Annotated in this window: 20 protein-coding genes; 14 read left to right on the top strand and 6 right to left on the bottom strand. The window is 61.4% G+C overall.

Annotated features, from left to right (window positions below):
• Positions 1-46: 46 nt before the first annotated feature.
• The 3 genes from amn to AB4N48_RS01380 form a co-directional block, all read right to left on the bottom strand.
• On the bottom strand, positions 47-1,546 hold the full coding sequence (gene amn / locus AB4N48_RS01390; RefSeq protein WP_167351308.1) for an AMP nucleosidase: 1,500 nt from the start codon (positions 1,544-1,546) through the stop codon (positions 47-49).
• Positions 1,547-1,728: 182 nt separating this feature from the next.
• Entirely contained in the window at positions 1,729-3,384 is a 1,656-nt protein-coding gene (locus AB4N48_RS01385; RefSeq protein WP_460094668.1) for an acyl-CoA dehydrogenase family protein, read from the bottom strand.
• Positions 3,385-3,479: 95 nt separating this feature from the next.
• Positions 3,480-5,831, bottom strand: coding sequence for a 7TM diverse intracellular signaling domain-containing protein (locus AB4N48_RS01380; protein ID WP_460094666.1), 2,352 nt, complete (start codon positions 5,829-5,831; stop codon positions 3,480-3,482).
• A gap of 475 nt (positions 5,832-6,306) precedes the next feature.
• On the opposite strand from AB4N48_RS01380, the gene AB4N48_RS01375 reads away from it, so the two are divergent.
• From AB4N48_RS01375 to AB4N48_RS01360, 4 genes are all read left to right on the top strand, one after another.
• Complete coding sequence (locus tag AB4N48_RS01375; protein WP_460094664.1) at positions 6,307-7,104, top strand: hydroxymethylpyrimidine/phosphomethylpyrimidine kinase; 798 nt, start codon at positions 6,307-6,309, stop codon at positions 7,102-7,104.
• Between the two features lie 18 nt (positions 7,105-7,122).
• A complete protein-coding gene (gene thiE / locus AB4N48_RS01370) occupies positions 7,123-7,746 on the top strand; it encodes a thiamine phosphate synthase (RefSeq protein ID WP_056790629.1) in 624 nt (207 codons plus the stop codon).
• A 15-nt stretch (positions 7,747-7,761) separates the two neighbouring features.
• Positions 7,762-9,045, top strand: a complete 1,284-nt coding sequence (gene hemL, locus AB4N48_RS01365; protein ID WP_122610969.1) for a glutamate-1-semialdehyde 2,1-aminomutase — start codon at positions 7,762-7,764, stop codon at positions 9,043-9,045.
• Positions 9,046-9,269: 224 nt separating this feature from the next.
• The gene (locus AB4N48_RS01360) at positions 9,270-9,824 is read left to right on the top strand and encodes a tetratricopeptide repeat protein (RefSeq protein ID WP_041477733.1); all 555 of its coding nucleotides are present in this window, start codon (positions 9,270-9,272) and stop codon (positions 9,822-9,824) included.
• Between the two features lie 187 nt (positions 9,825-10,011).
• Here AB4N48_RS01360 and AB4N48_RS01355 read toward each other — a convergent pair whose 3' ends face one another.
• Entirely contained in the window at positions 10,012-10,341 is a 330-nt protein-coding gene (locus tag AB4N48_RS01355; protein ID WP_016773045.1) for a DUF1820 family protein, read from the bottom strand.
• Positions 10,342-10,473: 132 nt separating this feature from the next.
• On the opposite strand from AB4N48_RS01355, the gene miaB reads away from it, so the two are divergent.
• The 5 genes from miaB to lnt all read left to right on the top strand — a co-directional run bounded on the left by miaB (position 10,474) and on the right by lnt (position 15,948).
• Complete coding sequence (gene miaB / locus AB4N48_RS01350) at positions 10,474-11,802, top strand: tRNA (N6-isopentenyl adenosine(37)-C2)-methylthiotransferase MiaB (protein ID WP_041477732.1); 1,329 nt, start codon at positions 10,474-10,476, stop codon at positions 11,800-11,802.
• Between the two features lie 283 nt (positions 11,803-12,085).
• On the top strand, positions 12,086-13,078 hold the full coding sequence (locus AB4N48_RS01345) for a PhoH family protein (RefSeq protein ID WP_016773043.1): 993 nt from the start codon (positions 12,086-12,088) through the stop codon (positions 13,076-13,078).
• Positions 13,071-13,565: an rRNA maturation RNase YbeY gene (gene ybeY, locus AB4N48_RS01340; RefSeq protein ID WP_016773042.1), complete on the top strand. Its 495-nt coding sequence runs from the start codon at positions 13,071-13,073 to the stop codon at positions 13,563-13,565. Before AB4N48_RS01345 ends, ybeY begins: the two co-directional genes overlap by 8 nt.
• A gap of 5 nt (positions 13,566-13,570) precedes the next feature.
• A complete protein-coding gene (locus tag AB4N48_RS01335; RefSeq protein WP_024014438.1) occupies positions 13,571-14,410 on the top strand; it encodes an HlyC/CorC family transporter in 840 nt (279 codons plus the stop codon).
• A gap of 14 nt (positions 14,411-14,424) precedes the next feature.
• Positions 14,425-15,948: an apolipoprotein N-acyltransferase gene (gene lnt / locus AB4N48_RS01330; protein WP_150638417.1), complete on the top strand. Its 1,524-nt coding sequence runs from the start codon at positions 14,425-14,427 to the stop codon at positions 15,946-15,948.
• A 116-nt stretch (positions 15,949-16,064) separates the two neighbouring features.
• Here the strand turns inward: lnt and AB4N48_RS01325 are convergent, their stop codons facing one another.
• Together AB4N48_RS01325 and AB4N48_RS01320 are read right to left on the bottom strand one after the other, a co-directional pair.
• Positions 16,065-16,826: a YdcF family protein gene (locus tag AB4N48_RS01325; RefSeq protein ID WP_095181895.1), complete on the bottom strand. Its 762-nt coding sequence runs from the start codon at positions 16,824-16,826 to the stop codon at positions 16,065-16,067.
• Positions 16,827-16,930: 104 nt separating this feature from the next.
• On the bottom strand, positions 16,931-17,254 hold the full coding sequence (locus AB4N48_RS01320; RefSeq protein ID WP_024014441.1) for a hypothetical protein: 324 nt from the start codon (positions 17,252-17,254) through the stop codon (positions 16,931-16,933).
• A 255-nt stretch (positions 17,255-17,509) separates the two neighbouring features.
• On the opposite strand from AB4N48_RS01320, the gene leuS reads away from it, so the two are divergent.
• The 5 genes from leuS to AB4N48_RS01295 all read left to right on the top strand — a co-directional run bounded on the left by leuS (position 17,510) and on the right by AB4N48_RS01295 (position 23,618).
• On the top strand, positions 17,510-20,116 hold the full coding sequence (leuS, locus tag AB4N48_RS01315) for a leucine--tRNA ligase (RefSeq protein ID WP_256810277.1): 2,607 nt from the start codon (positions 17,510-17,512) through the stop codon (positions 20,114-20,116).
• An 88-nt stretch (positions 20,117-20,204) separates the two neighbouring features.
• Positions 20,205-20,810 (top strand): LPS-assembly lipoprotein LptE, encoded by a 606-nt coding sequence (locus AB4N48_RS01310; RefSeq protein ID WP_073475660.1) that lies wholly within the window; start codon positions 20,205-20,207, stop codon positions 20,808-20,810.
• Between the two features lie 39 nt (positions 20,811-20,849).
• On the top strand, positions 20,850-21,887 hold the full coding sequence (gene holA / locus AB4N48_RS01305; RefSeq protein WP_041477726.1) for a DNA polymerase III subunit delta: 1,038 nt from the start codon (positions 20,850-20,852) through the stop codon (positions 21,885-21,887).
• Positions 21,888-22,069: 182 nt separating this feature from the next.
• Positions 22,070-22,234, top strand: coding sequence for an alternative ribosome rescue factor ArfA (gene arfA / locus AB4N48_RS01300; RefSeq protein WP_016773035.1), 165 nt, complete (start codon positions 22,070-22,072; stop codon positions 22,232-22,234).
• Between the two features lie 61 nt (positions 22,235-22,295).
• Complete coding sequence (locus AB4N48_RS01295; protein WP_056790645.1) at positions 22,296-23,618, top strand: lytic murein transglycosylase; 1,323 nt, start codon at positions 22,296-22,298, stop codon at positions 23,616-23,618.
• Positions 23,619-23,694 lie beyond the last annotated feature (76 nt).

The raw sequence follows: 23,694 nt of genomic DNA, 5'->3' as shown, positions 1-23,694 counted from the left end.
GCTGACAATGCTAGTGCCCCGACCGCCAAATGACCACGACTAACCGTTAACGGAATGGCGGCTCGTCGAAGCTGCGCAACTTGCGCGAGTGCAGCGAGTTGAGTTCGGTACGCAGCAGATCCACCGCTTCGATGCCGATTTTCAAATGCTGGCTGACCGCGCGCTCATAGAAGGCGTTGGCCGAGCCCGGCAGTTTGATTTCGCTGTGCAGCGGCTTGTCCGAAACGCAGAGCAACGTGCCGTACGGCACCCGCAAGCGATAACCCTGCGCTGCGATCGTGCCGCTTTCCATGTCCACCGCAACGGCGCGGGACAGGTTGATCAGCGGTCGTTCCTGAGCCCAGCGCAGTTCCCAGTTACGGTCGTCGTAGGTCAGAACCGTGCCGGTGCGCAGGCGCTTCTTCAGATCGTCGCCCTTCTCGCCGGTGACATTCGCCGCTGCCTGTTGAAGCGCAAGCTGCACTTCGGCCAGTGCCGGGATGGGAATATTGGGCGGCACCACACGATCAAGAATGCCGTCGCGGCGCATGTAGGCGTGGGCCAGCACGTAATCGCCGATGGTCTGCGACTGACGCAGGCCACCGCAGTGGCCGATCATCAGCCAGCAATGCGGACGCAGCACCGCCAGGTGATCGGTGATGTTCTTGGCGTTGGACGGGCCGACACCGATGTTCACCAGCGTGACGCCGTGGCCGTCGTTGGCGATCAGGTGATAGGCCGGCATCTGGTAACGGTGCCAGACCACACCGGCGGCAATCGCCGAGGCTTCGCCGTGATCCATGCTCTTCTCGATGATCACGTTGCCCGGCAGGACCATGCGTACGAAACGCGGGTCGCGGCGCAATTGCTCCAGACCATGAACAATGAACTGGTCGACGTAGCGATGATAGTTGGTCAACAGAATCCACGGCTGCACATGGCGCCAGTCGCTGCCGGTGTAATGCACCAGACGGCGCAGCGAGAAGTCCACGCGCGCCGCATCAAACAGCGCCAGCGGCAGCGGATCGGTGTTTTCCCAGTCGTAGAGGCCGTCGGCAATACCATCGGTCGCGGCAGACAGATCGGTACTCGGGAACACCCGCGCCAGCACCGCCGCGGTGACGCCGGAACCGGCCAGTTCATCGCCCTGCTCGACTACGTACGGATAAGGAATGTTCTGCTGGCTGACGCCGACTTCGACGGTCACGGTGAAGTCGTGCATCAACGGCGTCAGTTGTTCGAGCAGGTATTTGCGAAACGCCGCCGGGTGGGTGACGGTGACGCTGTAAGTGCCCGGCAACTGCACCTTGGCGTAAGCGCGGGTGGTCTGCGGCACTTCGCCCTGGCAGTGGTAGGTCAGACGCAGTTCGGGATAACGAAACAGGGCACGCTGTTCGGCGTCGGGTTCGACGCGGTCCTTGAGGTAACGCTTGAGGGCAGAATTCAGCGCAGTGGTGGCCCGCTCATGCAGCTCGGCCAGACGATCCACGGCTTGTTCGGCGGTTTGAACGACAATAAACGCTTCGGTCACGATCAGCTTCCTGTGTTCTGACTTGCAGAGCTTCATCTTGCCTGCATCGTGGACGCACGGGAACAGTGGCGTTGTGGCGACACTTAAATCTGCAGACCAATGATGTCCTCTGTGGGAGTGAGCCTGCTCGCGAATGCGGTGGATCATCCAATAAAGATGTCGACTGACACACCGCTTTCGCGAGCAGGCTCGCTCCCACAGGGGGGATATGACGTGGGTCAGAAAAGCTGAGGGGTCGAGCGTGCGACGATCGCTTCAACGTCCAGCCCACGCGGCAACCCGCCGTAGACACGACCGCCACCGCCACCGCTCAGACGGCTGGCAATGAAAGCATCGCTTACGGCTGAATTCCCCGCCTCCAACAGAAGCTTGGCCTGCAACCCAAGCGCGATGTCTTCAGTCAGTTGCCGCGCTCGATACTGAATGTCACTGGTGTCCTTGAACTGCGCCTGCAACTGCTGGATATGCGCAGCCAGACGCTTGTCGCCATGGCCGTCGCCCAGTTCGCTGAACAGCACATCGAGCACGCCCGGTTCTTTTGACAATGCGCGCAGCACGTCGAGACATTGCACATTCCCCGACCCTTCCCACGTCGAATTCACCGGCGCTTCGCGGTACAGACGCGGCAGGATGCTGTCTTCGACATAACCGGCGCCGCCCATGCATTCGGCGGCTTCGTTGATCATTCCTGGCGCACGTTTGCAGATCCAGTATTTGCCCACCGCCGTCACCAGCCGCGCGAATTGCGCTTCGTGGCGATCATCCAGATGATCGAGCGCCTTGCCCATGCGCAGACTCAGGGCCAGCGCGGCTTCGCTCTCCAGCGCCAGATCGGCCAGCACGTTTTGCATCAGCGGCTGCTCGCTGAGCAATTTGCCGCCGACCTTGCGATGCGCGCAGTGATGGCTGGCCTGGGTCAGCGCCTGGCGCATCAGCGAACTGGAACCGACCATGCAATCGAAACGGGTCATCGCCACCATCTCGATAATGGTCGGCACGCCGCGCCCTTCTTCGCCGATCATCCACGCCAGCGCCCCACGAAACTCCACTTCGCTGGAGGCGTTGGACTGGTTGCCGAGTTTGTTTTTCAGACGCTGAATGTAGAACTGATTGCGCGTGTCGTCCGGGCGATGGCGCGGCAGCAGGAAGCAACTCAAGCCCTTGTCGGTTTGCGCCAATGTCAGGAAGGCGTCGCACATCGGCGCCGAGCAGAACCACTTGTGCCCGACCAGTTCATAAGCCTGACCCGGGCCGCTGGCGCCGACCGGATAAGCCTTGGTGGTGTTGGCGCGCACATCGGTGCCGCCCTGCTTCTCGGTCATCGCCATACCGATGGTCACGCCAGCCTTGTGCGCCATGCCGACGTTGCGCGGGTCGTAGTCGGTGGCGAGGACTTTCGGCAGCCACTGTTCGACCAGGTCCGGCTGCAAGCGCAGGGCCGGCACGCTGGCGAAGGTCATAGTCAGCGGGCAACCACTGCCGGCCTCGGCCTGGCTGTGCAGGTAGGTCATCGACGCGCGGGCGACATGTGCGCCGTCCTGCGGGTGTGCCCAAGGCAGCGAGGTCAGGCCATGTTCGATCGCGGTGCGCATCAGCTCGTGGTAGGCCGGGTGAAACTCGACCAGATCGATGCGATGGCCGTAGCGATCATGGCTGGCAAACACCGGTTTGTTCTGGTTGGCGAGAAACCCCGCTTCCATCAAAGGCCCACCCGCGAGTGCGCCATAGGCATCGATGCGCGACTCGGCCCAACCGGCGCCAAAACGCCGCGACCACTCCTGTAACGGCAGATCGATGCGGTACAGGTTGGTGCCGTCCAGCGACGGCGGCTGATTGGTGACTTCGTGGGTTTCGGCGAACTGATGCAGGTTCATGACGGCGCTCCGTGTTCAGCAATGGCACCAGTTAAGCACTGGTGCTTTTTTGAACAAAGTGTCATAGACGCCGTTTTTGCGGCGCTTTTACCCCATCAGCAACTAAGCACGCGGCGCTGTAATGCAGCCTGCAGATCCTCGAATTTGACCGGTTTGTGCAGATAGTCGATAGGCGCGCCCGGGGCGCATTGCTCGCGATCCGCACCCAGCGCCAGCATGAATACCGGCAAGTGCGCACAGCCCGGCAATGCATGGATCTGGCAGCACAGCGATGCGCCTTCGTGGCGGGGCAACTGGCAATCGATCAGCACCGCATCGAAGCTTTCCCGTTGCAGGCAGTCCAGCGCGGCGGCGCCGTTGTCAGCGCTGCGCACGCGGAAACCGAGCTTGAGCAACATGCCACGCATGACCAGTTGATTGACGCTGTTGTCGTCCACCAGCAGCACCGTGCAGTCCTGCGGCGCACGAATGCAATCGCGGGTCGGCTGATCCGCAGGCGCTTCGATCACCGGCAGTTCGAATTCGACATCGAGCTGGAAGCGGCTGCCGCGTCCCGGCTCGGAACGATGGGTGAGTTTGCCGCCGAGCAATTCGACCAGCTGCCGACAGATCGCCAGCCCCACCCCCAGGCCGCCGTATTCGCGAGTCATCGAACCATCGAGCTGGAAGAAACGCTGATACAGGGTCGCCTCGCCCAGATCAGTGAAACCGATACCGGTGTCGATCACCGCGAACGATAGCCCCATGCGCTCATCCGCCGACGGCCGCCCTGTAACGCGCAACGCCAGCCCGCCGACGCGGGTGAACTTGATCGCATTGTCCAGCAGGCATTCCAGGCACTGCGCCAGTTTCGCGCTGTCGCCGAGCAAGCGATCCGGCAGGGTCGGCAGCACCTCGACCTTGAAGTCCAGCGACTTGCTCGCTGCATTACCTTCGAACTGCACGCGCAACGCCTCGACCACTGCGCGCAGGCTGAAACTGCCCGGCGTCGCCTTGAGTTTGCCGGCCTGCAATTCAGTGAGCGTGAGGATGCCATTGACCATGCGCATCATGTCGCGAGCAGAACCGGCGGCGGTTTGTTGATATTGCTCAAGCTCGGGATTGAGGTCGACGGTCTGCATCAGCTCCAGCGAACCGATCACGCCGTTCATCGGCGTGCGCAGTTCGTGGGTCAACGTCGCGAGGAATTCATCCTTGAGCTTGTTGCTGTGGGCCAGTTGCTGGTTGAGCACTTCGAGTTTCTGCCCGGCGTCGAACAAAGTCTGCGCCTGTTGTTCGCGCATGGCGTTGATGCGATCGGCCAGCGCCAGTGACAGCAGCGCCACCTCGATGGCCGAGCCGATCTGGCTGGCGTACATGGTCAGGAACACATTGGGCAGCAACCCCAGCACCATCAGCGTGTTGACGATGCCGCCGAGCAGGAACGCCGACCAGGCGATGATGAAGTAACGCGCCACCCGCAGGCCGCGCCACCAGGCAAGAATCCCGGCGGCAAAGATCACCACGGTGAAGGTCAGCGCCAGTGTGGTCGCCAGGCGCAGGGCCAGAGCATAACTGGTCATCAGCGACAGGCCGATCACCAGTGCACTGAAGGCAATCAGGCCGATCAGCAAGCGGTCCAGCCAGGGGCTGTGGGTCTTGGTCTGCAGGAAACTGCGGGCGAACTGGCTGCCGAACAGACCGGCGCAACCGATGAAGAACGGTGTCGCGGCGTTGGCCCACCATGGGTTGTCCGGCCAAAAATACTCGACCGCTGCGCCATTCACCGACAATTGATAGAGGCCGAACGAGCCGATATAGAAGATGTAATAGAGGTAACTGGTGTCGCGCACGCTCAGGTAGATGAACAGGTTGTAGACCAGCATCCCCAGCAGCACGCCATAAATGATGCCGAGTACGTACAGACGCACCGGTTGGTCTTCGAGGTATGCGCTGCTCGACCACAACGTCACCGGCGCCTGGATCGAGCCTTCGCTGGCCAGGCGCAGGTACAGCGTCTGCTGTTGATCCGGTTTGAAGGGAAGGTCGAACAGGTAGTTGTTCTGGCGGATCTCGCGACTGGCGAAGGGCAAGGCATCGCCGGTCTGGCGCACCAGTCGGTATTCGCCGCTGGTGTCAGGCAAGTACAGGTCGAGGTGATCAAGCGGCGGATACGCCAGTTCCAGCAGCCACGTGCGCTGGGCGGCCGGGTTGCTCGGGCGGTAATGCAGGTCGATCTTCAGCCAGAACGCCGAACGCGAGTAACCGGCATTGAGCGTGGCTTTGTCGTGAGCTTTGAACTGGCCGGCGGCATCTTGCGCGCGGACGTCGGCAATCGTCGCCTGACCGCTCGGGTCTTCGAACACTTGCAGCGATCGGCCCAGTGGCAGGCTCTGGGTGAATTCGTCGAATTCGACAGCGCTCGCCATGAGGGGCAAGCAGAACAGCAACATCAGCAAATAGCGCATTGAAGCCCCAGCGTGGCTCGTCCGGTTGTGTCAGGAAGCCCCCCATTCCCTTTGAGTAGACGTAAAACCGGTATTACCTGTGATTGTTTGGATCCAGCCTAGCATAGCCGTTGATGGCCATTGAGCACCATGGAAATTTTTCCTACAACGGCTCTAGAACGGGCGTTCCAGGGCAAAGCACCGAGATAGAGCTGTTGGGTTGGTCAACTCGCGACGACAGCCTCCTTGATAGATGACCAATTGTGGCGAGGGGATTTATCCCCGTTCGGCTGCGAAGCAGTCGCAAGTCCATCCAGCGAGGTGTGTCAGAAAGAACCGGATTGCAGGGTTTGGGGCCGCTTCGCAGCCCAACGGGGATAAATCCCCTCGCCACAAATGTGCTCCAAATAAAGACTGCGGGGTTGTCCGACAATCTGCTCGCAAACACCGTGAGTACTGAACCCCAAAATCAGCTTTGGTGGTAAGCTCGCGCACCATGAATATCTACAGCTCCCGCCCCGTTGTCCTCTGTCTCTCCGGCCACGACCCCAGTGGTGGCGCCGGCTTGCAGGCAGATATCGAAGCCTTGCTCGCGCAGGGTTGCCATGCGGCTCCGGCCGTCACCGCCCTGACCGTGCAAGACACCGTCAACGTCACTGCCTTCCGCGTCCTCGACCGTGAATGGGTACTGGCCCAGGCCAACGCCGTGCTCAACGACTCCGAAGTCGCCGCAGTGAAACTGGGCATGCTCGGTTCGCTGGAGATGGTCGACACCGTGGTCGAACTGCTCTCGGCGCACCCGCACCTGCCAGTGGTCTGCGACCCGGTGCTGCGTGCCGGCGGCGGCGGACGCCTGGGCAAGGACGAGGTCGGCTATGCGATGCGCGAGCGTCTGCTGCCGCTGTCGATCATTGCTACCCCCAATCTTCCTGAAGCGCGCATCCTCGCCGAACTGCCCGAAGGCACGGCCGACGAGTGCGCAGAAAAACTCCTGCCATTCGTCAAAAACCTGCTGATCACCGGCGGCCATGGCGACGAAACTGAAATCCACAACCGCGTGTACAGCCGCGACGGCCTGCGCGAAACCTTTATCTGCCAACGTCTGCCGGGCAGCTATCACGGCTCCGGTTGTACGCTGGCCAGCGCCCTCGCCGGTCGCCTGGCTCAAGGCGAACACCTGGCCAGTGCCGTGCGCAGTGCGCTGGATTACACCTGGCGCACTTTGCGCGATGCCGAACAACTGGGCAAAGGCCAGTTCGTGCCGCGTCGCCTGCCGCTGGATTTCTGCTCGTAACGTCGTGAGGTCTGCCCGATGAAACTACGTGGCCTGTATGCCATTACCGACAGCCAGTTGCTGGCCGGCAAGTTTCTGTCTTACGTGGAGGCGGCGCTCGACGGCGGCGTCACCCTGCTGCAATACCGCGACAAGAGCAGCGACGAGGCCCGCCGTCTGCGCGAGGCCGAAACGCTGCGCAACTTGTGCGAGCGCTATAAAACGCAGCTGATCATCAACGATGACGCCGAACTGGCCGCGCGCCTCAACGTCGGCGTGCACTTGGGCCAGACCGACGGCCCGCTGTCGCCGACCCGCGCCCTGCTCGGCTCGAAAGCCATCATCGGTTCGACTTGTCACGGGCAAATCGCCCTGGCCGAACAAGCCGCTAAAGAAGGTGCGAGTTATGTCGCCTTCGGCCGCTTCTTCAATTCCACCACCAAACCCGGTGCGCCGAGTTGCAGCCTCGACTTGCTCGACGAAGCCAAACGCACGCTGCACTTGCCGATCTGCGCGATCGGCGGCATCACCCTCGATAACGCCGCGCCACTGGTCGAGCACGGTGTCGATCTGCTCGCCGTGATCCACGGTTTGTTCGGCGCCGAGAGCAGCGCCGAAGTGACCCGCCGCGCCCGCGCCTTCAACGAACTTCTGAAAATCTGATTTGAGAGCCCGATCATGTCTCGTTCCGAAACCCTGTTTGCCAATGCTCAGAAACACATTCCCGGCGGCGTCAACTCGCCGGTGCGCGCGTTCAAGAGCGTTGGCGGCACCCCGCTGTTCTTCAAACACGCCGAAGGCGCTTACGTCACCGACGAAGATGACAAGCGTTATGTCGATTACGTCGGTTCGTGGGGCCCGATGATCCTTGGCCACAGCCATCCGGACGTGCTCGACGCGGTGCGCAATCAGCTGCAACACGGCCTGTCCTACGGCGCACCGACGTCGATGGAAACCGAGATGGCCGATCTGGTCTGCTCGCTGGTGCCGTCGATGGAGATGGTGCGCATGGTCAGCTCCGGCACCGAAGCGACCATGAGCGCGATCCGACTGGCCCGTGGTTACACCGGTCGCGACAGCATCATCAAATTCGAAGGCTGCTACCACGGCCACTCCGACAGCCTGCTGGTCAAGGCCGGTTCCGGCGCTCTGACCCAGGGCGTACCGAGCTCGGCCGGCGTGCCTGCAGCGTTCGCCAAACACACCCTGACCCTGCCGTTCAACGACATCGACGCGGTTGAAGCGATGCTCGCCGAAGTGGGCGAGGACGTGGCGTGCATCATCGTCGAGCCGGTCGCCGGCAACATGAACTGCGTGCCGCCGGCGCCAGGCTTCCTCGAAGGTTTGCGTTCGCTGTGCGACAAGCATGGTGTGGTGCTGATTTTCGACGAAGTGATGACCGGTTTCCGCGTCGCCCTCGGCGGTGCCCAGGCGCACTACGGCGTGACGCCGGACCTGACCACGTTCGGCAAGATCATCGGCGGCGGCATGCCGGTGGGCTGCTTCGGTGGCAAGCGCGAGATCATGCAGCGCATCGCCCCGCTCGGTCCGGTGTATCAGGCAGGTACGTTGTCGGGTAATCCGCTGGCGATGGCTGCCGGCCTGACGACCTTGCGTCTGATCAGCCGCCCGGGTTTCCACGCCGAATTGACCGACTACACCGCGCGCATGCTCGACGGTCTGCAACAGCGTGCCGATGCTGCGGGCATCCCGTTCGTGACCACCCAGGCCGGCGGCATGTTCGGTCTGTACTTCAGCGGCGCCGATGACATCGTCACCTTCGACGACGTGATGGCCAGCGATGCAGCAATGTTCGGTCGCTTCTTCCACCTGATGCTGGAAGGTGGCGTGTACCTGGCGCCGAGCGCTTTCGAAGCCGGTTTCACCTCGATCGCCCATGGCGAAGCCGAGCTGCAACTGACGCTGGACGCTGCCGAGCGCGCCTTCGCCGCATTGAAATAATCGCCGTACCGCTGACGTTGGCTATGGCCAGCGTCAGCTTTCGCCTACATCCGCTCGGTTTTTCCGACATGCCTGCGAAAATCCTGCCCGAATCGGGCGATATATTCCCCACGCGGCAGAAAAACGAGTAAAGACTTTGTAAGGTTGGCCCTGCTTATTTCATAATGCGCGCTTATTGGATCCCTCGACGGGTCCGCGTGCCCTTCAGAGGTAAGTCGATTCCCATGAACCGCACCGGCCGCACCCTTGCATTGGGCTGCCTGTTGCTCCTTCAGCCCCTGCTCGCGCATGCACAAGCAGGCGGCAACTCGTTGTTGATCCCGGCGATGGGTCGTTGCACCCTCAATACTCAGCCGCAAGACGTCACGCAGGCACTGGCCGCCTGCCAGAAAGCGGCGGACGAAGGGGACGCGCAAGCGCAATACGAGTTGGGTGAGTTCTACTACGACGGCAAGAACGCGCCGCGCGACCTCAATCAAGCCCTGAGCTATTTCGAAAAGGCCTCGCTGCAAGGCCACGCCCAGGCGCAATACAAGCTCGGCAGCATGTTCTTCCACGGTGAAGGTGTGCAGGCCAACAATATCCAGGCCTACATCGTGCTGAAGATGGCAGCGGTCAACGGTGCCGAAGAGGCGCTGGACACGGCCGACGAAGTCTCGGAAAAGATGTCCCGCGAAGATCTCGAAACCGCCACTCAGGTGCTCGGGCAGATTTTCCGCAAATACCTGATGGAACTGCAGAACGCCGATGGGCGTACGCCGTTTTCACCACTGCCCTAAAGGCTGTGGAGATTACCTGTGGCGAGGGGATTTATCCCCGTTGGGCTGCGAAGCGGCCCCAAAACCTGCAACCCGATTCTGTCTGACACACCTTGCTGAATGGAGCTGCGACTGCTTCGCAGCGCAACGGGGCGGTGCGACGTTTCGCTAAATCCCCTCACCACAAACTCATTCCCAGAATCTGCTGTTACTTCTCAGGCATCGGCATCGGAAACGGCATGACATTGCCGACCGCGCCCCGGGCCTCGCTGATTTTCGGCGTGCCCAGACGTTCCACTTCATCGATGCGCACGATCGAATGCATCGGTACAAAGCTGCGCACCACGCCTTCGAATTGCGCCTTGAGCTTTTCTTCGCTCGGATCGACGACCATTTGCGTGCGCTCGCCAAAGACGAATTCTTCAACTTCCAGGAAACCCCACAGATCACTTTGATAGATCTGCTTGGCGTACATTTCGAACACCTGGCCCTGGTTGAGGAAAATCACCTTGTAGATTGGAGCTTCGCGTTTGGTCATGGCGGGCGGATAACATCGGGGTAAAAATGAGGGCGCGAACTATAGCATAGCCACCGGACGCACAGCGGTAGGAACCTGACGGCTTGTTCCCTATAATGCGCGGTTCTTTGAATCACGTGACGACCCGAATCCATGGCCAAGAAGCTTTACATCGAAACCCACGGTTGCCAGATGAACGAGTACGACAGCTCGCGCATGGTCGATCTGCTGGGCGAACATCAGGCCCTGGAAGTCACCGCTCGCGCGGAAGACGCCGACGTGATTCTGCTCAACACCTGCTCGATCCGCGAACGCGCGCAAGACCGCGTGTATTCGCAGCTCGGCCGCTGGCGCGAACTGAAGCTGGCCAACCCGGACATGGTCATCGCTGTCGGCGGTTGCGTGGCCAGTCAGGAAGGCGCGGCGATCCGCGATCGCGCTCCCTACGTTGACGTGGTGTTCGGCCCGCAGACCCTGCACCGTCTGCCGGAAATGATCGACGCCGCGCGCAGCAGCAAGCTGCCGCAAGTCGACGTCTCGTTCCCGGAAATCGAAAAATTCGACCACCTGCCCGAGCCGCGTATCGACGGCCCGAGCGCTTATGTGTCAGTGATGGAAGGTTGCAGCAAGTACTGCACGTTCTGCGTGGTGCCGTATACCCGTGGTGAAGAAGTCAGCCGGCCGTTCGACGACGTGATCGCGGAAATCATTCACCTTGCCGAACACGGCGTGCGTGAAGTGACGTTGCTCGGGCAGAACGTCAACGGCTATCGCGGCCAGACCCACGACGGTCGCCTGGCCGACCTGGCCGAACTGATCCGCGTGGTCGCCGCTGTCGATGGCATCGACCGCATCCGCTACACCACGTCGCACCCGCTGGAGTTCTCCGACAGCCTGATCCAGGCCCACGCCGAAGTGCCGGAACTGGTCAAGCACCTGCACTTGCCAGTGCAGTCGGGCTCGGACCGGATTCTCGCAGCAATGAAGCGCAACCACACGGCGCTGGAGTACAAATCCAAACTGCGCAAACTGCGCGCTGCCGTGCCGGGGATCTGCATCAGTTCGGACTTCATCGTCGGCTTCCCCGGTGAAACCGAGAAAGACTTCGAACAGACCATGAAGCTGATTGCCGATGTCGGCTTCGATTTCTCCTACTCGTTCGTCTACAGCCAGCGCCCGGGCACGCCCGCTGCCGATCTGGCAGATGACACGCCGGAAGAATTGAAGAAAGAACGTCTGAACGCGCTGCAACATCGTTTGAATCAACAGGGCTTCGAAATCAGCCGACAAATGGTCGGCTCGATCCAGCGCATTCTGGTGACCGATTATTCGAAGAAAGACCCAGGCGAGCTCCAGGGCCGCACCGAGAATAATCGTATCGTCAACTTCCGCTGCGACAATCCCACCCTGATCGGCCAGTTCGCCGATGTGCACATCGACGCCGCGCAACCGCACTCGCTGCGTGGCTCGCTGGTTCAATAACACCATCGCATTGTGGATGGGGCTTCTGTGGTGAGGGGATTTATCCCCGATGGTTGGCGCAGCCGACCCAAAACCTGCAATCCGGGTGATCTGATACACCTCTGATAATGGTTTCAGGGCCGCTTCGCGCCCCATCGGGGATAAATCCCCTCACCACAAATGACCCCGCCAGCCACAGAGAATGGGTTCGAAAGCAGCGTCGATATTTAAGAGCTTTCGCACCCAGGCCACTGGCGTTATCCTTGATTTCATCCTAATTGCCCCAGGGCGGCTAAATACGACCTTGAACGCACCCATCGAACCACATCGTTTTCTCCTCGAGCCTTTTGAGGCTCGCCGCTTCGCCAATCTGTGCGGGCAATTCGACGAGCATTTGCGCTTGATCGAACAGCGCCTGGCCATCGAGATCCGCAATCGCGGAAACCAGTTCGAGTTGATAGGCGATCCAAAACTCACCACGTCCGCGGAAAACCTGCTGCGCCGCCTGTACCGGGAAACCAAGGGTACCGAGCTGTCGCCAGACCTGGTGCACCTGTTCATTCAGGAATCAGCAGATATCGACAACCCGGCCCCTGCCGAAGCGACCGTCGCCCTGCGCACCAAGAAAGGCATGATTCGCCCGCGCGGCTTGAATCAGCAACGCTACGTGAAGGAAATCCTCGGCAACGACATCAACTTCGGCATCGGCCCGGCCGGTACCGGCAAGACCTATCTGGCCGTGGCCTGCGCGGTAGATGCGCTGGAGCGCGAGCAGATCCGCCGCATCCTGCTGGTGCGTCCGGCGGTAGAAGCAGGGGAAAAACTCGGCTTCCTGCCCGGCGACCTGTCGCAGAAGATCGACCCGTACCTGCGCCCGCTCTACGACGCGCTGTACGAAATGCTCGGTTTCGAATACGTCGCCAAGCTGATCGAGAAACAGGTGATCGAAGTCGCGCCGCTGGCCTACATGCGCGGTCGTACGCTGAACAACAGCTTCATCATTCTCGACGAAAGCCAGAACACCACCGTCGAGCAGATGAAGATGTTCCTCACGCGCATCGGCTTCGGCTCCACCGCCGTGATCACCGGCGACATCACCCAGGTCGACCTGCCGCGCGGCACCAAGTCCGGCCTGCACCATGTGATCGAAGTGCTCAAAGACGTGCCGGGCATCAGCTTCACCCACTTCCAGCCCAAAGACGTCGTGCGCCACCCGTTGGTGCAGCGGATTGTCGAGGCCTACGAGCGCTTCGAAACCCGTGCCGAAGCCGCGAAGGAAGCCTCGCGCGATGCTTGAGCTGGATCTGCAAATCGCCACCGAGGCCAGCGCGCCGAGTGAAGCCGAGTTCCGCCAGTGGTGCGAACTGGCCCTGCGCCAGCGCAGCGCTGATTCGGAAATGACCATTCGTCTGGTCGACGAGGAAGAAGGCCGCGAGCTCAATCACACCTGGCGCCACAAGGACTACGCGACCAACGTGTTGTCGTTCCCGGCGGAAGTGCCTGACGAGTTTCTCGATATCCCGCTGCTCGGCGATCTGGTCATCTGCGTGGCCGTGGTCGAACGCGAAGCCGCCGAGCAGGGCAAGGAACTAAAGGCCCACTGGGCACATCTGGTCATTCACGGCTGCTTGCATCTGCTGGGTTACGACCATATAGATGACGACGAAGCCGAAGAAATGGAAGCGCTGGAACGCGAGTTGCTTGCTGAACTGGGCTATCCCGATCCGTACGCGGACGACGAAACCGAACACTCCCCCATCGTTACAACAAAGGATTCAGAGTAATCGCTATGAGCGAAGATCGATCGAGCAACGGGCAGAAGTCATGGCTGGGTAAGCTGACCCAGGCTTTTGCCCACGAGCCGAAGAACCGTCAGGAGCTCCTTGAGCTGCTGCGTGATGCACATCAGAACAAACTGCTGGACAGCGAAGCGCTGGCCATCGTCGAAGGCGCCATCCAGGTGGCTGACCTGCAAGTGCGCGACATCATGGTGCCGCGCTCGCAGATGGTCAGCATCAAGGCGACCCAGACACCCCGCGAATTCCTCCCTGCCGTGGTCGACTCGGCCCACTCGCGCTATCCGGTCATCGGCGAAAGCCATGACGACGTGATGGGCGTACTGCTGGCCAAGGATCTGCTGCCGCTGATCCTCAAGGAGAACGGCGACAGCTTCAACATCAAGGACCTGCTGCGCCCGGCCACCTTCGTGCCGGAGTCCAAGCGTCTGAACGTGTTGCTGCGTGAGTTTCGCGCCAACCACAACCACATGGCCATCGTCATCGACGAATACGGCGGTGTGGCCGGTCTGGTGACCATCGAAGACGTGCTTGAGCAGATCGTCGGCGACATCGAGGACGAGCACGACGTCGAAGAAGACAGCTACATCAAGCCGCTGCCCAGCGGTGATTTCCTGATCAAGGCGCTGACGCCGATCGAGAACTTCAATGAGTTCTTCGACAGCGAGTTCTCCGACGACGAATTCGACACCGTCGGCGGCCTGGTGATGAGCGCGTTCGGGCACTTGCCAAAACGCAACGAAACCACTGAAATCGGCGCTTATCGTTTCCGCATCCTGAACGCCGACAGCCGTCGGATTCACTTGCTGCGACTGACGCCTATCGCTCGTTAATTCTAAGGACTGAAATGCGCTGGACAACCCGCCCCGGCTGGCCCGGTAACCTGCTGGCCGTGGCGGCCGGTGCAATCACCACATTCGCTCTCGCACCGTTCGACATCTGGCCGCTGGCATTGCTGGCGGTTGGTCTGTTCTATGCCGGTTTGCGTGAGCTGAGCCCGCGTCAGGCGCTCGGCCGTGGCTGGTGCTTCGGCTTCGGCCTGTTCGGTGCCGGCACCAGTTGGATCTATTACAGCATCCACCACTTTGGTGGCGCTTCGGTGTTGCTCGCCGGGTTCCTGATGCTGCTGTTCACCGCGGCGATTGCCTGGTTCTTCGCCCTGCCCGCGTGGCTGTGGGCACGCTGGTTGCGGCGTAACGAAGCACCGTTGGCGGATGCCTTGGCGTTTGCGGCGTTGTGGGTCGGCCAGGAAGCCTTTCGCGGCTGGTTCCTCACCGGTTTCCCATGGCTTTATTCCGGTTACAGCCAGCTCGACGGCCCGCTGGCCGGGCTCGCGCCGGTGGGCGGGATGTGGCTGGTCTCGTTTGTTCTGGCACTGACCGCAGCGCTGATCTACAACGCGCCGCGATTGTTGCAGGCGCGCCGCAAGGGTTTTATCGCGGCCGGTGTGGTACTTCTGGCGGGGCCTTGGGTAGCAGGCATCGCCCTCAAAGGCCACGCGTGGACCAGCCCGTCCGGCGCACCGCTGACGGTCGCCGCGATTCAGGGCAATGTCGCGCAAAGCATGAAATGGGACCCGGCCGAACTCAACGCGCAACTGGCGCTGTACCGTGATCTGAGCTTCCGCTCCAAACCGGTCGATCTGCTGATCTGGCCGGAAACCGCCGTGCCGGTGTTGAAGGAGTCCGCCGAGGGCTACCTGACGATGATGGGCAACTTCGCCGCCGAGCGTAAATCAGCGTTGATCACCGGTGTGCCGATCCGCCAGACCGTGCATCACGAGCGGCGCTTCTTCAACGGCATCACCGTGGTCGGCGAAGGCGACGGTACTTACCTGAAGCAGAAACTGGTGCCGTTCGGCGAGTACGTGCCGTTGCAGGACGTGTTGCGCGGCTTGATCGCGTTCTTCGACCTGCCGATGTCGGACTTCGCTCGCGGCCCGTCGGATCAAGCGCTCTTGCAAGCCAAGGGTTACCAGATTGCACCGTTCATCTGCTACGAGGTGGTCTATCCGGAATTCGCCGCCGGCCTGTCGGCACGCAGCGACCTGCTGCTGACGATCAGCAACGACACCTGGTTCGGCACGTCCATCGGCCCGCTGCAACATCTGCAGATGGCGCAGATGCGCGCGCTGGAAGCCGGACGCTGGATGATCCGCGCGACCAACAACGGCGTTACTGGCCTGATCAACCCGTTCGGGCAGATCACCGAACAGATTCCGCAGTTCGAACAAGGCGTGCTGTACGGCGAAGTGGTACCGATGCACGACCTGACGCCGTATCTGCAATGGCGCTCGTGGCCGTTGATCGCGTTGTGCCTGCTGCTGTTTGGCTGGGCGCTGATGGCGAGCCGGATGTCGAAGACCCTCTGAGAAATGTGGCGAGGGGATTTATCCCCGCTGGAGTGCGCAGCAGTCCCCTCTTCTGAAGGTAAGAGAGAGGCCGCTACGCGCCCCATCGGGGATAAATCCCCTCGCCACAATGATCTTCAGCGGTAAAACAACGAGTACCCCACCTGCCCCACCGCTTCATTGAGCAATTGCCCGCTCTGCCAGATCGACTTGAATTCCGGCAACCAGCCGCCAAACGGCCGGGCGTTATCCGTACCGAGGAAACCCACCGGTGCCGGCACCACTTCGAATCCGGCCTGCTCAAAGCTCCACACTGCACGCGGCATATGCCACGCCTGCGTCACCACGACGACCCGCTTGATCCCTTGCGGCAAGAGGATATCTGCCGTCATCTTCGCGTTCTCCCATGTGGTGCGACTCTCGCCTTCCTGCCAGCGTACCGTTACGTCGAAATCATCACGCAACGAATCTGCCATCAATTTCGCTTCGGTCGGCGGCGTGCCGTAGTGCAGGCCGCCGCTGGTCAGAATCGGCAGGCCCGAGGCCTTGGCCAGGCGCGCCGCGTAACGCTGCCGCTCCAGTCCGATGCCGGTCGGCTGGTCTTCGCCCCAGGCGATGTCACCGCGCTCGCGTCCCGAGCCCAGCACCACAATCGCATCGGCACGTTGCGCCAGGGTCGTCCACTCTGACCGCGCCAGCGGCGGCTCACGCTCCAGCGCCTTGGCGCTCCACTGCACGACCACCGGCAGGCTCATCAGCAGCAGGCCACCAAAACCGACGGCAAAACACACGCCAGCCAGGCGTGGCCGCGAGCGGCGCAGCCACCAGGCGACCAGCAACAGCAGCAAAAGAATGCCGGGCGGCAATAAAAGTTGTTTGATGAAATAGCGAAAGGGCATCGGGCATCTCCAAAGATGCCCGAAGCCTAAGAGTGTTGATTACGAGTTACAACCAGTAGGCCGGATCCGGTTGCAAAAGATCCGTTTCATGACCTGCCATGCGCTTACTTGGCCTGTACAGAGCGCACCTTGCCGGTGTCTCTGCGCGGCGCCTTGTCCTTGAGCCAGATGACCTTGGCCGAATGTGCTGCATCGAGCTGCTTCACTGCTTGAGACAGGCATCCCTGCGTTTCACGTTCACTGCGATCCAGATAGGCCTTGACCAGTTTGAACTCGGCGGGGCTCAAGCCACGCAATTCCAGTTCCAGGGGGCGCTCGTCGCGCAGCCGGTCAGCGGTTTTCACGGCGTCCAGCGCCATGCCCAGACGATCGATCAACCTTTCGTACAACTCGGGTTTCGTTACGTTCTTTTTCCGTTGCTCCACCATCCCTCACCTCATTGAAGATAAGACTCACTCCCCAATTAGAGCTTAGCTTCGCTGCACGAACCGGCTACACGCCGCGACCAACGGCCCTCGTCGTCCAAAAGGTCGGGCAAACAGCTGTAATCAGGGTTTCCCTCGGCCAAGCGCGGTCATGTATGCTACGGCGCTTCCTGTCATTCCACTTCCAGCGCACCCGGGCCATCCCGGATGCCGCCGTCGAAGAGGATTAGGCCACCCCTATCCAGTACAAAAGTAGCCATGCACGAACAATATCAGCCACGTGAGATCGAAGCCGCCGCCCAGTCGTTCTGGGATGAGCAAAAGTCCTTTGAAGTCAGTGAACAGCCAGGCAAGGAAACCTACTACTGCCTGTCGATGTTCCCTTACCCCAGCGGCAAGCTGCACATGGGCCACGTGCGCAACTACACCATTGGCGACGTGATCTCGCGCTACCAGCGCATGCAGGGCAAGAATGTTCTGCAGCCAATGGGTTGGGATGCGTTCGGCATGCCGGCGGAAAACGCCGCAATGAAAAACAACGTAGCGCCCGCCAAGTGGACCTACGAGAACATCGCCTACATGAAGTCGCAGCTGCGCAGCCTCGGCCTCGCGGTGGACTGGTCCCGTGAAGTGACCACCTGCAAGCCGGACTACTACCGCTGGGAACAATGGCTGTTCACGCGCCTGTTCGAAAAAGGCGTGATCTACCGCAAGAACGGCACCGTGAACTGGGACCCGGTCGACCAGACCGTTCTGGCCAACGAGCAAGTCATCGACGGCCGTGGCTGGCGCTCCGGGGCGCTGATCGAAAAGCGCGAAATCCCGATGTACTACTTCAAGATCACCGCTTACGCCGACGAGCTGCTGGAAAGTCTCGACGAACTGACTGGCTGGCCGGAACAGGTCAAGACCATGCAGCGCAACTGGATCGGCAAGTCCCGTGGCATGGAAGTGCAGTTCCCGTACAACGTCGATTCGATCGGCGAAGCCGGCACCCTGAAAGTCTTCACCACCCGTCCGGACACCCTGATGGGCGCGACCTACGTCGCCGTCGCTGCCGAGCACCCGCTGGCCACCCTGGCCGCGCAGAACAATCCTGAGCTGCAAGCGTTCATCGCTGAATGCAAGGGCGGCAGCGTCGCTGAAGCCGATGTCGCCACCCAGGAAAAGAAAGGCCTGCCGACCGGCCTGTTCGTCGAGCACCCGCTGACCGGCGAAAAGCTCCCGGTGTGGGTCGCCAACTACGTGCTGATGCATTACGGCGACGGCGCAGTCATGGCGGTTCCGGCGCACGACGAGCGCGATTTCGAGTTCGCGCACAAGTACAACCTGCCGGTGAAATCGGTGGTACGCACCAGCTCCGGTGACACCAACCCGGCGCCGTGGCAGGACGCCTATGGCGAGCACGGCACGCTGATCAACTCCGGCGACTTTGACGGCCTCGACTTCGCCGGCGCGTTCGACGCCATGGAAGTGGCCCTGATCAAGAAACAACTGGGCGCCTCGCGCACCCAGTTCCGCCTGCGCGACTGGGGCATCAGCCGCCAGCGCTACTGGGGCTGCCCGATCCCGATCATCCATTGCGCCGCGTGCGGCGACGTGCCGGTGCCGGAAGATCAACTGCCGGTCGTGTTGCCGGAAGACGTGGTGCCGGACGGCGCCGGTTCGCCGCTGGCGCGCATGCCTGAGTTCTACGAATGCAGCTGCCCGAAATGCGGCGCGCCGGCCAAGCGTGAAACCGACACGATGGACACCTTCGTCGAGTCGTCGTGGTACTACGCCCGTTACGCCTCGCCGCATTTTGAAGGTGGCCTGGTAGAAAAATCCGCAGCCGATCACTGGCTGCCGGTGGATCAGTACATCGGTGGTATCGAACACGCCATTCTCCACCTGCTTTACGCGCGCTTCTTCCACAAGCTGATGCGTGACGAAGGTCTGGTCAGCTCCAATGAGCCGTTCAAGAACCTGCTGACCCAGGGCATGGTGATCGCCGAGACTTACTATCGTCGCGAAGCCAATGGCGCTTACACCTGGTTCAACCCGGCAGACGTGGAACTGGAGCGTGACAGCAAAGCCAAGGTGATTAGCGCCAAGCTGAAATCCGACGGCCTGCCGGTGGAAATCGGCGGTACCGAGAAGATGGCCAAGTCGAAGAACAACGGCGTCGACCCGCAGTCGATGATCGACCAGTTCGGTGCCGACACCTGCCGTCTGTTCATGATGTTCGCCTCGCCGCCTGACATGAGCGCGGAATGGTCCGATTCCGGCGTTGAAGGTTCGCACCGTTTCCTCAAGCGTGTCTGGCGCCTGGCGCAAGCGCACGTTACCCAAGGCCTGCCGGGCAAACTGGATATCGCCGCGCTGAGCGACGAGCAGAAAACCGTGCGTCGTGCGATTCACCTGGCGATCAAGCAGGCCAGCCATGACGTCGGCCAGAACCACAAATTCAACACCGCCATCGCCCAGGTAATGACGCTGATGAACGTGCTGGAAAAAGCCGCCCAAGGCACCGAACAGGACCGCGCGCTGCTGCACGAAGGTCTGGAAGCGGTGACCCTGCTGCTGGCGCCGATCACCCCGCACATCAGCCATGAACTGTGGAAGCAGTTGGGTCACGCCGATGCGGTGATCGATGCAGGCTGGCCGGCCGTGGACGAAAGTGCCTTGGTGCAGGACAACCTGACCCTGGTCATTCAGGTCAACGGCAAGCTGCGCGGGCAGATCGAAATGCCGGCCAGTGCCACTCGCGAAGAGATCGAAGCCGCCGCGCGCATCAACGAGAACGTGCTGCGTTTCGTCGATGGCCTGACCATTCGCAAAGTGATCGTGGTGCCGGGCAAACTGGTCAACATCGTCGCCAGCTAAATTGGATCGGGTGCCGGGCTCGCCTGGCACCCAGTAAAACCTTTCGGGCCGCAGAGTCGGCTCACCTGGTTTCAAGGGGAGCAACACAATGATCAAACGCAATCTGCTGGTGATGGGCCTCGCCGTTCTGCTGAGCGCCTGCGGTTTCCAGTTGCGTGGTACCGGCACCAACGAACTGTCGATCAAGGAAATCGACCTGAGCGCGCGTAACGCTTATGGCGAAACCGTAAGACAGCTGCGTCAGACGCTGGAGTCCAGCGGCGTCAAGGTTTACAGCGGCGCGCCGTACAAGCTGTATCTGGCTGACGAGCAGGAAAGCCAGCGCATCCTCAGCTATGCCGGTGCCGGGCGCACAGGCGAGTATCAGGTCAACACTGTGCTGAGCTATGACATCCGCGGCGACAAAGACCTGTCCCTGCTTAGCGATAAGCTCGAAGTGCAGAAGGTGTTCATTCACGACGGCAACAACCTCGTCGGCTCCGATCAGGAAGCCAACGACGCCCGTCATGAAATCCGTCGCGAGCTGGTGCAGCGCATGATGCTGCGCCTGTCGCAGCTGACCCCGGGCCAGTTGCAGCAACTGCAGCAAACCGCCAACGACCGCGCCAAGGCTGAAGCCGATGCGCTGGAAGCGGCGCAGAAGGCTGAGGCGGAAACTCCGCGTCAGTCGCCGCTCGAAATCCCGCAGCAGTAAGACGGCCGGGGCGCTCAGGCGCCCCGCTCGCCCTTCCTTATGAAGCTCGCTCCCGCGCAACTCGGCAAACACCTGCAAGGCGCACTTGCGCCGGTCTACATCATCAGCGGCGATGATCCGTTGCTGTGTCAGGAAGCCGCCGACGCCATCCGCACCGCTGCTCGCCAGCAAGGTTTCGACGAACGTCAGGTCTTCGCCGCCGACGCCAATTTCGATTGGGGTACGTTGCTGCAGGCCGGCGCAAGCATGTCGCTGTTCGCCGAAAAACGCCTGTTGGAACTGCGCCTGCCGTCCGGTAAGCCTGGCGATAAAGGCGCCGCCGCGCTGATCGAATACTGCTCGCGTCCTGCGGAAGACACGGTTCTGCTGATCAGCTTGCCGAAGCTCGATGGCAGCGCGCAGAAAACCAAGTGGGGCAAGGCACTGGTCGAAGGCCAGCAAACCCAGTTCGTGCAGATCTGGCCGGTGGATGCCAATCAGCTGCCGAGCTGGATTCGTCAGCGCCTGTCCCAGGCAGGCCTGTCGGCCAGTCAGGACGCGGTCGAATTGATTGCCGCGCGTGTCGAAGGCAACCTGCTCGCCGCCGCCCAGGAAATCGAAAAGCTCAAGTTGATGGCCGAAGGTGGGCAGATCACCGTCGAAACCGTGCAGGCCGCCGTGGCCGACAGTGCCCGGTTTGACGTGTTCGGCCTGACCGACGCGGTACTCAACGGCGAACCGGCGCACGCGTTGCGCATGCTTGAAGGCCTGCGCGGTGAAGGCGTCGAACCGCCGGTGATCCTCTGGGCATTGGCGCGGGAGTTGCGCCTGCTGGCCAACATCTCCCTGCAATACAGCCAGGGCACGCCACTGGACAAATGCTTCAGCCAGTCGAAACCGCCGGTCTGGGACAAGCGCAAGCCGCTGATGAGCAAGGCGCTGCAACGTTACTCGGCGCAACGCTGGGCGCAGTTACTACTTGAAGCGCAGCGCATCGATGCGCAGATCAAGGGCCAGGCGGCGGGTTCACCGTGGATGAGCCTGAGTCGGTTGGCGCTGTTGATGGCTGGCCAGCGACTGTCTTTGCCTGCCGAATAAGGCAGTCGACCGCGTAGCGTCCATTCGCGAGCAGGCTCGCTCCCACAGCTGACCGCGTACCAATGTGGGAGCGAGCCTGCTCGCGAAAGCGCCAGAATATTCCTACGCATGAGCTACTGGACAGATGCGCCACATCGGCAGATTATTCCCGGCGCAAAACCCACCACGCCGAGAGAACCCTCATGAGCAAAAAGCCAGCAAAGCATGGCCCCAACAAGGCCAAATCCATCGTCGCCCAGCCATTGTTCCGCAGCCGCCAGGAACGACCAGCCAAGGGCAAAGGCAGCTACCGCCGCGAAGCCTTCCGGTCTGACAACCGGGAGGCTTTTTACTTTCTGGCTGCCTGAAGCGCACTACCCCTCGCTCATGTTAAGGTCTGCACCTGATTCGTTTCCCCTGGAACTGTGCATGCCCCCAAGTCTTTCCCGTCGTTGGCCCGTGCGCCAATTGATCGCTGCCTCCAGCTTCATTCTGCTTGTCGCCTGCGCGGAAAAACCCACCGCCGCCGATGCACAACCGCTTCAAGCCGCCCCGGTCACCACGGCCCCAGCGATCATTCCGCCGGTAGTGCCGTCCGCCGACCCGCTCGATATTCAACCGACCCAGACCTTTGCCGAATGGCAGGCGGGTTTCCGCAAGGACGCCCTCGCCGCCGGGATTCGCCCCGAGCTGTTCGATCAGGCATTTGCCAATATCAGCTTCGACGCCAGCGTGATTCGCGCCGATCGCAGTCAGCCGGAGTTTTCCCGCCCGGTGTGGGAATACCTCGACGGTGCGCTGTCGCCACTGCGCGTCCGCAAGGGCCAGGCGCTGATCAATCAGTACGCCGACATTCTGCAAAGCATCGAGCAGCGTTATGGCGTTGATCGCCAGGCGCTGGTGTCGGTGTGGGGCATGGAAAGCAATTTCGGCCAGTTCCAGGGCAGCAAGTCGGTGATCAATTCGCTGGCCACACTCGCCTACGAGGGGCGTCGTCCGGGCTTTGCTCACGCGCAACTGATCGCCGCCCTGCAGATTCTGCAACAGGGCGATATCACCCCGGAGAAGATGCTCGGTTCCTGGGCCGGCGCGATGGGCCAGACCCAGTTCATTCCGACCACTTACAACACCCACGCCGTGGACTTTGACGGTGACGGCCGCCGCGACATCTGGGGCAGCCCGGCCGATGCGCTGGCCTCGACCGCCCATTACCTGCAAAGCTCGGGCTGGCAGCGTGGCCAGCCGTGGGGTTTCGAAGTGCAATTGCCGAGCGGCTTCAACTACACCCTGGCCGATGGCGCGATTCGCAAAAGCGTCGCCGAATGGCGGCAACTGGGTGTAAACCTGCCCAATGGTGCGCAGGTGCCAGCCGGTTCCGAACAACTGTCCGCTGCCCTGCTGCTGCCAGCCGGTTATCGCGGCCCGGCGTTCCTGATCCTCGACAACTTCCGGGCGATTCTCAAGTACAACAATTCGTCGTCGTATGCGCTGGCGGTGAGCCTGTTGTCCGAGCGTTTCGAAGGAGCGGGCCTGATCAATGGCAGTTGGCCCAAAGATGATCTGCCGCTAAGCCGCACCGAACGCATCGAACTGCAGACGCTATTGAGCGCGCGTAATTACGACGCTGGCACGGCGGACGGGATTATCGGCGCCAATACGCGCAAAGCGATTCGCAGTGCCCAGCAGGCGCTGGGCTGGCCGGCGGATGGTTATCCGACGCACAAGTTGCTTGAGAGCCTGCGCAACCAATAGAGCAAATCAAAAGATCGCAGCCTTCGGCAGCTCCTACAGGACGATCATCAATCCCATGTAGGAGCTGCCGAAGGCT

It is taken from the genome of Pseudomonas sp. S2_C11, assembly GCF_054668395.1.
This window is presented reverse-complemented; position numbering and strand designations above follow the sequence as displayed.

Coding starts and splice junctions, on each gene's coding strand:
- AB4N48_RS01375 (WP_460094664.1), top strand. CDS start 6,307: ATGAATATCTACAGCTCCCGCCCCGTTGTCCTCTGTCTCTCCGGCCAC.
- AB4N48_RS01385 (WP_460094668.1), bottom strand. CDS start 3,384: ATGAACCTGCATCAGTTCGCCGAAACCCACGAAGTCACCAATCAGCCG.
- AB4N48_RS01355 (WP_016773045.1), bottom strand. CDS start 10,341: ATGACCAAACGCGAAGCTCCAATCTACAAGGTGATTTTCCTCAACCAG.
- miaB (WP_041477732.1), top strand. CDS start 10,474: ATGGCCAAGAAGCTTTACATCGAAACCCACGGTTGCCAGATGAACGAG.
- AB4N48_RS01320 (WP_024014441.1), bottom strand. CDS start 17,254: ATGGTGGAGCAACGGAAAAAGAACGTAACGAAACCCGAGTTGTACGAA.
- arfA (WP_016773035.1), top strand. CDS start 22,070: ATGAGCAAAAAGCCAGCAAAGCATGGCCCCAACAAGGCCAAATCCATC.
- amn (WP_167351308.1), bottom strand. CDS start 1,546: ATGAAGCTCTGCAAGTCAGAACACAGGAAGCTGATCGTGACCGAAGCG.
- hemL (WP_122610969.1), top strand. CDS start 7,762: ATGTCTCGTTCCGAAACCCTGTTTGCCAATGCTCAGAAACACATTCCC.
- AB4N48_RS01360 (WP_041477733.1), top strand. CDS start 9,270: ATGAACCGCACCGGCCGCACCCTTGCATTGGGCTGCCTGTTGCTCCTT.
- leuS (WP_256810277.1), top strand. CDS start 17,510: ATGCACGAACAATATCAGCCACGTGAGATCGAAGCCGCCGCCCAGTCG.
- AB4N48_RS01380 (WP_460094666.1), bottom strand. CDS start 5,831: ATGCGCTATTTGCTGATGTTGCTGTTCTGCTTGCCCCTCATGGCGAGC.
- AB4N48_RS01295 (WP_056790645.1), top strand. CDS start 22,296: ATGCCCCCAAGTCTTTCCCGTCGTTGGCCCGTGCGCCAATTGATCGCT.
- AB4N48_RS01335 (WP_024014438.1), top strand. CDS start 13,571: ATGAGCGAAGATCGATCGAGCAACGGGCAGAAGTCATGGCTGGGTAAG.
- AB4N48_RS01325 (WP_095181895.1), bottom strand. CDS start 16,826: ATGCCCTTTCGCTATTTCATCAAACAACTTTTATTGCCGCCCGGCATT.
- thiE (WP_056790629.1), top strand. CDS start 7,123: ATGAAACTACGTGGCCTGTATGCCATTACCGACAGCCAGTTGCTGGCC.
- holA (WP_041477726.1), top strand. CDS start 20,850: ATGAAGCTCGCTCCCGCGCAACTCGGCAAACACCTGCAAGGCGCACTT.
- AB4N48_RS01310 (WP_073475660.1), top strand. CDS start 20,205: ATGATCAAACGCAATCTGCTGGTGATGGGCCTCGCCGTTCTGCTGAGC.
- lnt (WP_150638417.1), top strand. CDS start 14,425: ATGCGCTGGACAACCCGCCCCGGCTGGCCCGGTAACCTGCTGGCCGTG.
- ybeY (WP_016773042.1), top strand. CDS start 13,071: ATGCTTGAGCTGGATCTGCAAATCGCCACCGAGGCCAGCGCGCCGAGT.